This window comes from Sodalis-like endosymbiont of Proechinophthirus fluctus (assembly GCF_001602625.1).
In the GTDB taxonomy this organism is placed as follows: domain Bacteria; phylum Pseudomonadota; class Gammaproteobacteria; order Enterobacterales; family Enterobacteriaceae.
The window spans coordinates 65333-73276 of record NZ_LECR01000023.1 but is presented as its reverse complement, the minus strand read 5'-3'; the positions used below and the strand labels follow the sequence as shown (position 1 = coordinate 73276).

The following is a 7944-nucleotide window of genomic DNA, read 5'->3' as shown; positions in this document are numbered from 1 at the left end:
ATCGATACGGGCGGCACCCTGTGCAAAGCTGCAGAAGCGTTGAAGGAACGGGATGCCAAGCGGGTTTTCGCCTATGCCACGCACCCGATCTTCTCAGGAAACGCCTTTAGCAATATTAAGAACTCGGTGATCGATAAAGTGATTGTTTGCGATACCATCCCACTGGATCCGGCCATCAAGGTGCTGCCCAATGTGCGCACGTTAATGCTGTCAGGCATGCTGGCGGAAGCAATCCGCCGCATCAGCAACGAAGAATCCATCTCGGCGATGTTCGAGCATTGATTAGTCTGTCGCGCTGCCCGCTCCGTGGCGCGCGGCGGCGTCATCACCGTTAGCTGAACTATTGCGATTCGACACGGTTCGTTGTAAAGCACAAACTTTTAGCTCCCGACGCAAAATTCACTTAAGCTTGACCATTGCTAGAATGCAGCACAGGTAAGGTAAAGTCTAGCGCGGCGACGAGCCGCACAGAAGAGAAACTACTATTCAGGCAAGAAACGTGTTATGGTCGTCGTTCTGCAGCGTCAAATCTATCCGCCATCCCCATGCACTACGGGTTTAATATAGCGGGCCGGGCTTTCTGGTTTTTTTCGGCAGTGTGTATTAAACTAGCACCTTCCTGAAATTTCCTCGTGACCGCCCATGCGAGCGCCTGCGAGCCATCACAGCCCGCTGACAAAGATTCCCATAATACGCTACCGATGGCCATCAGATCGGGCATGTGGATTTGGGGCAGTCGATTGAGCACCAATATGGCGATACTGCAAATATCAGTATTATCCCCTCACCCATGAAGCTATTGTGCCAACCAGCATTGCTGATTTACGTCTCATGTTACACATCCTGATTGTCTGTATAGACGCCCTGCTCAGCATTATTCCTTTCGCTAACTATTCCTTTCACTGATTAACGTATAGCCAGAGTTGATCCTTCACCTTGTAGTAATGACACAAATCAGCGCGATCCGAGACGGTTCGCCGACCTGTTGGTCGTTGATTTGAAAATCCTTGCCCCGGCGGAGTAAACTAACGCGTAAACTGCGAGATGAGGGCAAGATGTGACGATCAAATTAATTGTAGGCCTGGCCAATCCCGGCACAGAATACGCCCTAACCCGCCACAATGCCGGCTCCTGGTATGTCGAGTTACTGGCAGAGCGCTACCAGAAAACGTTAAAAGACGAAAGCAAATTTTACGGCTACACCGGCCGTCTGACCATTGGCGGCAACGATATCCGCCTGCTGGTCCCCACAACCTTTATGAATCTCAATGGGAAAGCAGTGGCGGCGATGGCTACCTTTTACCACATCGCCCCTGAGGAAATCCTGGTGGCGCACGACGAATTGGATCTATTTCCCGGCAGCGCCCGGCTGAAGCTAGGTAGCAGTCATGGCGGCCACAATGGCTTGAAAGATATTATTAGCCGCCTGGGCAACAATCCCCCACTCCACCGCCTGCGCATCGGCATTGGCCATCCCGGAGACAAAAAAAAAATCGTGGGCTTTGTGCTAGGCAAACCGCCCGCGGCGGAACTACAGTTGATCGATGGCGCTATCGATGAAGCAGTGCGCTGTACGGAGATCCTGATTACCCAAGGTGCCGAGAAAGCTATGAACCGCCTGCATGCTTACCGGCCAGGTTAAATGCCAGGCGTCGAGTTAATGAGTAGATTCTGTGTATAATGAGCGGTTAGGATGATCTTATTGCCGGAATTGGCATTTAACCGGATAACAATATAGCTATATAAGGTGAGATTACCATGGGTTTCAAATGCGGTATTGTCGGGTTGCCTAATGTGGGCAAATCCACCCTGTTTAATGCGCTGACCAAGGCGGGCATCGAAGCGGAGAACTTCCCATTTTGTACTATCGAGCCCAATACCGGCGTAGTTCCGATGTCCGATCCGCGCATAGATCAGCTAGCGGAAATCGTAAAACCTCAGCGTATCGTGCCGACCACCATAGAGTTTGTCGATATCGCCGGTCTGGCGAAAGGTGCGTCTAAAGGGGAAGGATTGGGCAACCAGTTTCTGACCAATATCCGTGAGACCGAAGCGATCTGCCATGTCGTGCGCTGCTTTGAAAACGACAATATCATTCATTTAGCAGGAAAAGTTGATCCAGAGGAAGACATCGACGTCATTAACACTGAGCTGGCCCTATCCGATTTGGAAGCATGTGAACGCTCCATTCACCGGGTGAAAAAACGCGCTAAGAGTCGTGACAAGGACGCCGAGCTGGAGCTGTCGGCGCTGGAAAAGTGTCTTCCTCACCTGAGCGATTCCGGTATGCTGCGCACGCTGGATCTGTCGAGCGATGAGAAAAGCGCTATTCGCTATCTCAGCTTTCTGACGCTAAAGCCGATGATGTATATCGCCAACGTGAGTGAAGACGGTTTTGACAATAACCCTTACCTGGACAAAGTACGTGCGATCGCCGCTGCCGAGGGGTCTTTTGTGGTTGCGATCTGCGCTGCGTTGGAATCTGATATCGCCGAATTCGACGAAGAAGAGCGTGATGAATTCATGGCGGCACTGGGTCTTAATGAGCCAGGCTTGGACCGCATCACTCACGCCGGATATGAGTTATTGAGTCTGCAAACTTATTTCACCGCCGGGGTAAAAGAAGTACGCGCCTGGACCATCCCGGTAGGCGCCACCTCGTCGCAGGCGGCCGGCAAAATTCACACTGATTTCGAGAAGGGCTTTATTCGCGCCCAGACTATTTCCTTTGCCGATTTCATTACCTATAAAGGAGAGCAAGGCGCCAAAGAGGCCGGTAAAATGCGCTCCGAAGGAAAAGAGTATGTAGTTAAAGACGGCGACGTGATGAATTTTTTATTTAACGTTTAACTCGCTTAGGCTGTGTCTTGGCCCATCCCAGGTTCAGCAATGTGCATGAAGAAGCCCGATGACTCTCATAAAATCCACGCGTTGGCGTGGATTTTCTGTTACTGACGAAGCTGACATCTGTGCTTATCTCATTAAAGCGCCGCCAAAATACAATGCAGGGAAGTGCATCTATTTTTGCCACTGCAAATCTCCAACCTCAATCATATTCACAAGACCATTATTGATGTTCCCGGCGGTTGTTGAACCCGTTGAATTGAATCTTAAATAAGGCGTGGAAGCGAGTGCAGGATTATTGTTCTCAGTGATTGCGTAATTTCAATACGTTCGTTCATCATTGCAGAAAGCAATATTTCCTACTCTGATGGCAATAAAAAAAGATAACCATCATATGTTATAGACAAGCTCTCTGCAGAAATCATTTTTTATAAAATAATTATGTTAAAATTTCGTCTATTTTAGTTGCAACTTTAATTGTTAATAAAATATCGATATATCTAGCAAGATTTATTCCACACTCTCAACCACCTCCTGATATTTTTCAAAAATAGTTATTTAATATAATATTTTAACAAATATAAAAATTAATTTAGTGTAAATATAATACATTTTAATATTAAAAATAATATTAATAATATAATTTCATGTATTATAAAAATGATATCAAAATTATATTTTTAATATCAAATAATTATAATATATTTATATATAAAGAGAGAACAGCATTAACTGATAAAATCGCAAGCTAAGTATAACTAACGCTAACTTACTTAAAAATTACCTTTAACTAATTGAATTATAATATATACTCAGAATTTAATTCTACTTGGTATAGTTATAATATATATATTATTAAAATAATAACGAATAAATAAGTATGATTTCTCTTCGGAATAAATGGAGGGGTAAACCGTTTGGAGGGGATGAAATAACATTTCCGTTGAGTTATTATTGATTTTTTCCAGCAAAGATAAAAAATTAAAACTTAGTAATCTATCACTTATAACTCTTCTTGATTATTTATAAATATAAAGGAATTGAATATCCTGGGAATAAACTTACGAAACTTCCTGAAAACCTGCCTTTAAACTTGGAAAAATTGAACGCCAGTGAGAATAGTCTTGTAGCTTTGCAACAAAATTTATCTGAAAAAATGCATTGCTTAATATTAGCTAAGAATATGTTCTAAAACACTCCTAATAATTTATCTTCAAAATTAACAAGTCTTGATTTAGCATCTGATGCTATCACTTCAATAAATATTCATCTGCCCACTGAAATAAAGTATTTGAACTTCGCAAACAAAAAAAATAACTCGTGTGCCAACTTTATATAAAAACGTATAGTTGCATTTTCTAATGCATAATGAAATAGTGATTTTTGAATAAAAAATCTTATAAAGTATAAAAAATATTAAACATAATAAATTATGTTCTCTTACCATGGAATTTCTATCTATTATAGATAACATTTCTTATTGATGAAATATTTTCTTAATGCAACGCTGGTTAAGATTATTATTATCATCTGAAAAATACTCCATTCCTAAGAATATCGTGTCGTCCACACTCCCACTGTATAAAATAATTCCTTGCTACGTAAAAAGTATGGAATATATAATTATAAGGCATGCTAATTCAATTCCTACCTAGCACTACCGATAGCTTGCATGGATTTCAATATGTGCAGCAATACATAGCTTATATTGATTAGGGTTTATTCCCTTAAAAGAATTAACATCCATTATAGGAATAACAATATTTATTGTAAAAGAAAATCCTTCCTAGAGGCCTGTAAGTAGTCAAACAAATAAAAAATCCTTTGTCAAGAATATCTCCCCTTGTTATAGTTAAATAATTTCGTCATAAATCTCGAATGAACTTGATGTCCCGCCCAATAAGGAAATATAATGAGATAATATAATAAATGGATGCCCAATACGTGCTACTTTCAGTTATAACCCCGCAGGGGAATACCGCAAGCGGTAATGTGGCATACAACGTCCCTGGTCTTAAGGTAGTAGTAAAGTATGAATTATCAGCCTGGTATCCTACATACCGGTAAACTCGATAATCACTCAGTTGAAGGCCAGCGTGCCGGTATCTGCCCCTTGTAGCAACGCGCGTAACGCCTTGGCCAGTTCGTTAGCGTTGGTGAAGCAAATACAGCCATTGCTAAGCGTGGTCACCCGCGTTGTGCCCTCTCTTCTAGTAAACAGTCATCAATAGCCAGCGCGCCGAACTTGTTTTCAATTGCTGTAATCTATTCGCCGTGCGGAGCGGGCGAGGAGATAACTTAGCAGCGTGGTTTTTGCCTGCGCCGAAAAAGATAGTGGCGGGAATAGGATGATTCATAGGGCAGTCTTGTCGTTTAGCAGTAGCGGAAGCCGCCTTCACCGCTTCCGCCACAGTGGGCTTCCTGACGTTCCCGGAAAAATTCTTTATAGCTCATCGTCGGCGTATCGGGATGCTGCGTGTACATGTGTTCGACATAATGATCATATTCCTGGACACTTACCGGCATTCTGGTGGCCTGTGCCAAGTATTCCCCTTCCTGGCCTAAATTTTCAAACATCTGCTGCTTCCTGATAATGTCCGCCGGCATCGTGGTAGCACGACGCCGGCGGGGAATAAGATAGCTCTGGCGCGCACAGTGTAACAGGCACATCAGCCTACGCAATATTTGCGGGTAATAGTTTGACCTATTTAACTGGCTTATCCTTTCGACTGGCAGGGAGACGACGGAGCGCGCAGACAACGGCGCCAGACCTCATTTCTGGCAGGCGCCAAGCCATGACGATAGAATATGTTTTTTTATTACATATTATACCGGCAATTGCTGCATAAAACGATGGGTAAAATCAGCGGCTAGCACCGGCCGATCTGCCGACGNCGGCGACCGGAATGTAAACAGCTCTACCAGCATGGTGGGACGAGCTTGCTGACAGCGACCGAGAGGGAATCTCACGACTGACGCCCGGCAACGTCGCGCGCGTGAAAATCGATAGCGTAAGGGCTGCGCAACGCACGAAACATTAGTGATGATACAAGTCTTGCTTCGGCCAATCGTAGTCAGACCGATCGGATGCAGTAAGGTAGTAGAACAACTGAGGAAACAGCAACGGCGCACAAACGCCGACCGAGAGATCCCTGTGGAATGCTCAATGCGCGGGGAAAGTGCTAGTGCACACGACCCTTCAACGCCAAGAAACATAGCCCTCACTCTCTCTGGGGGAGAGTTCAGACATGCTGTCCACCGTTGACCTAAACTTTGGCGCCGTTAACGTAAGACGCACTCTGCGTGCTAAGGAAGTAGATCAGCGAGGCCACCTCCTCCGGTCGGCCCAGCCTCTGCAGAGGAACTTGCCGCTCGATGATGTCCTGCGTACCGGGGGACAAAATAGCAGTATCGGATCTCCCCCGGCGCAATAGCGTTGACCCGGATCCCATGATGACCAAAATCGAACGCCATCTCGCGCATCAGCGCTGACAAGGCCGCTTTTGAGGTAGCGTAGGCGACACCAGCGAACGGATGCACCCGCGATCCGGCAATGGACGTGACGTTGATAATGCTCCCCACCTCCGTTCGCAACTCGTTGAACAGCCCCTGTGCCAGCATCGCGGTGGCAAATAGGTTAACATTAAACACCCTCAGCCAGGTGACATAGTCGGTATTCAACACGCTGAGACGGCAGCCGTCCTCCGTTTTCGGCGAAATACTGGCATTGCTGACCAGCGCATCCAACCGCCTGCCCAGCTTTTCTTTAATCCCCGGGAGCGCTGCCGCAACGCCATCGATATCCTCCAAATCGAGATGAATATAGTTAAGCATCTTTTCCGCCCACGGACACTCTTCCACCTAACTCTGGCGTGAAGCAGTAAAAATGCGCCAGCCCGCCGCGTTAAAATGCTTGACCGTCGCATGACTAATCCCGCAGCTCGCCCCAGTCAATAACAGCGTTTTCCTCTCCATCTTATTCTCCTTCACTGATAGGGTAGCTCCAAAAGGAGCGACAAAAATGATGGGTAGACAATCCTTTTGCGGTTTTATTTTCCTAGCTGAGCAGCAATTCCCATATATGACAACCCGTGTGTAGACGGCGTTGGTATTTACCAATCCATCTGACTCATCGCTAGGCGCCGGCGGATCGCGCTTGTCCCTTGCGAAGAGCTACACACATTATCAAGGCAATCAGAAGCGGTAGGACAGCCAGACGGGAAAATAAGGTGGCATGATGGGAGTCAGAGGCCAGGGGTCGGCAGCGTAACATCGGCCTGCTTTACCGACCGAACCAAGGTAACATTACCGGCGCAATCAATCAGCCAAACAATAGGGGATAACCAATCCAATAGGCCAGCCGAACCCTGGAAAGGCAGCCGCCGTCGCTATGAGGTCGCCAGCGTTAGCGTGGAGAATCCACGGCCACGCATAAGTATTTTATTTCCAGGTACTCCTCGATATCAAAGCGCGATCCCTCACTCCTGAGGCCGGATTGTTTCACGCCGACGAGCAGCGCGACGACCTCATTGGAAATCAAGCTAGCATTGATACCCATTATGCCGTATTACACGCCTCTAGCACCCGCTACTGGCGGCTGGCGTCGCGGGTTTGGTGGCGTCGAAAGATGCACGCCGCCAGACTAAATTCGATATAGTTGGCCATCTGGATAACCACCGCTTCATCGGTGAGGGGAACAGCAACGCCACGGGACCAAAGGTTTCTTCGCACGCGAAATGCATCGTCGCGCTTACATCGTCGATTGGGGTCGGCTCAAAAAGGTCCCGCCCAAGGCATCCGATATGCTCGCGCACTTTGGCGATCGCCTGGGCGACACCGCCGATGCATCAATCTATCCCTGGATCATATAAGGCTTTGTCTCCGGGCCACATGTTAAGCTCCTGCATGCGAAGCCTGCAGTTTTTCCACCAACGCTGGGTAATTCCCCGCTGCATATAAATACGGTTCGCGCACACGCAAGTGTGACCGCTGTTGCGAAACTTGGCGCGGCCATGATCCCCGCCGCCGCCTAATCCATATCAGCCCCGTTGAAAACTAGTACCGGCGCATTGCCGCCCAACTCCAGAGACAGTTTTTTCA

The 7944-nt window shown here is 46.7% G+C and carries 4 protein-coding genes and 3 pseudogenes; 3 read left to right on the top strand and 4 right to left on the bottom strand.

Annotated elements, in window-relative coordinates:
* The 3 genes and pseudogenes from BG74_RS16170 to ychF form a co-directional block, all read left to right on the top strand.
* Window positions 1–282: pseudogene (locus BG74_RS16170) on the top strand (ribose-phosphate pyrophosphokinase); the annotation flags it as partial.
* Window positions 283–1057: 775 nt separating this feature from the next.
* Complete coding sequence (pth, locus tag BG74_RS02820) at window positions 1058–1642, top strand: aminoacyl-tRNA hydrolase (protein WP_066596456.1); 585 nt, start codon at window positions 1058–1060, stop codon at window positions 1640–1642.
* A 116-nt stretch (window positions 1643–1758) separates the two neighbouring features.
* Window positions 1759–2850: a redox-regulated ATPase YchF gene (gene ychF, locus BG74_RS02815; RefSeq protein WP_066596454.1), complete on the top strand. Its 1092-nt coding sequence runs from the start codon at window positions 1759–1761 to the stop codon at window positions 2848–2850.
* A 2077-nt stretch (window positions 2851–4927) separates the two neighbouring features.
* On the opposite strand, the pseudogene BG74_RS20355 reads toward ychF, so the two are convergent.
* From BG74_RS20355 to BG74_RS12610, 4 genes and pseudogenes are all read right to left on the bottom strand, one after another.
* Window positions 4928–5201, bottom strand: a pseudogene (locus BG74_RS20355) (GTP-binding protein); the annotation flags it as partial.
* Window positions 5202–5217: 16 nt separating this feature from the next.
* Complete coding sequence (locus BG74_RS02810) at window positions 5218–5421, bottom strand: YbdD/YjiX family protein (RefSeq protein ID WP_066596548.1); 204 nt, start codon at window positions 5419–5421, stop codon at window positions 5218–5220.
* A gap of 689 nt (window positions 5422–6110) precedes the next feature.
* Window positions 6111–6819 (bottom strand): annotated as a pseudogene (locus BG74_RS19390) (SDR family NAD(P)-dependent oxidoreductase).
* A 612-nt stretch (window positions 6820–7431) separates the two neighbouring features.
* Window positions 7432–7575 (bottom strand): hypothetical protein, encoded by a 144-nt coding sequence (locus BG74_RS12610; RefSeq protein ID WP_187202540.1) that lies wholly within the window; start codon window positions 7573–7575, stop codon window positions 7432–7434.
* Window positions 7576–7944 lie beyond the last annotated feature (369 nt).

Excerpts from the sequence above, each read along its gene's own strand:
- ychF (WP_066596454.1), top strand. The coding sequence starts at position 1,759 with ATGGGTTTCAAATGCGGTATTGTCGGGTTGCCTAATGTGGGCAAATCC.
- BG74_RS02810 (WP_066596548.1), bottom strand. The coding sequence starts at position 5,421 with ATGTTTGAAAATTTAGGCCAGGAAGGGGAATACTTGGCACAGGCCACC.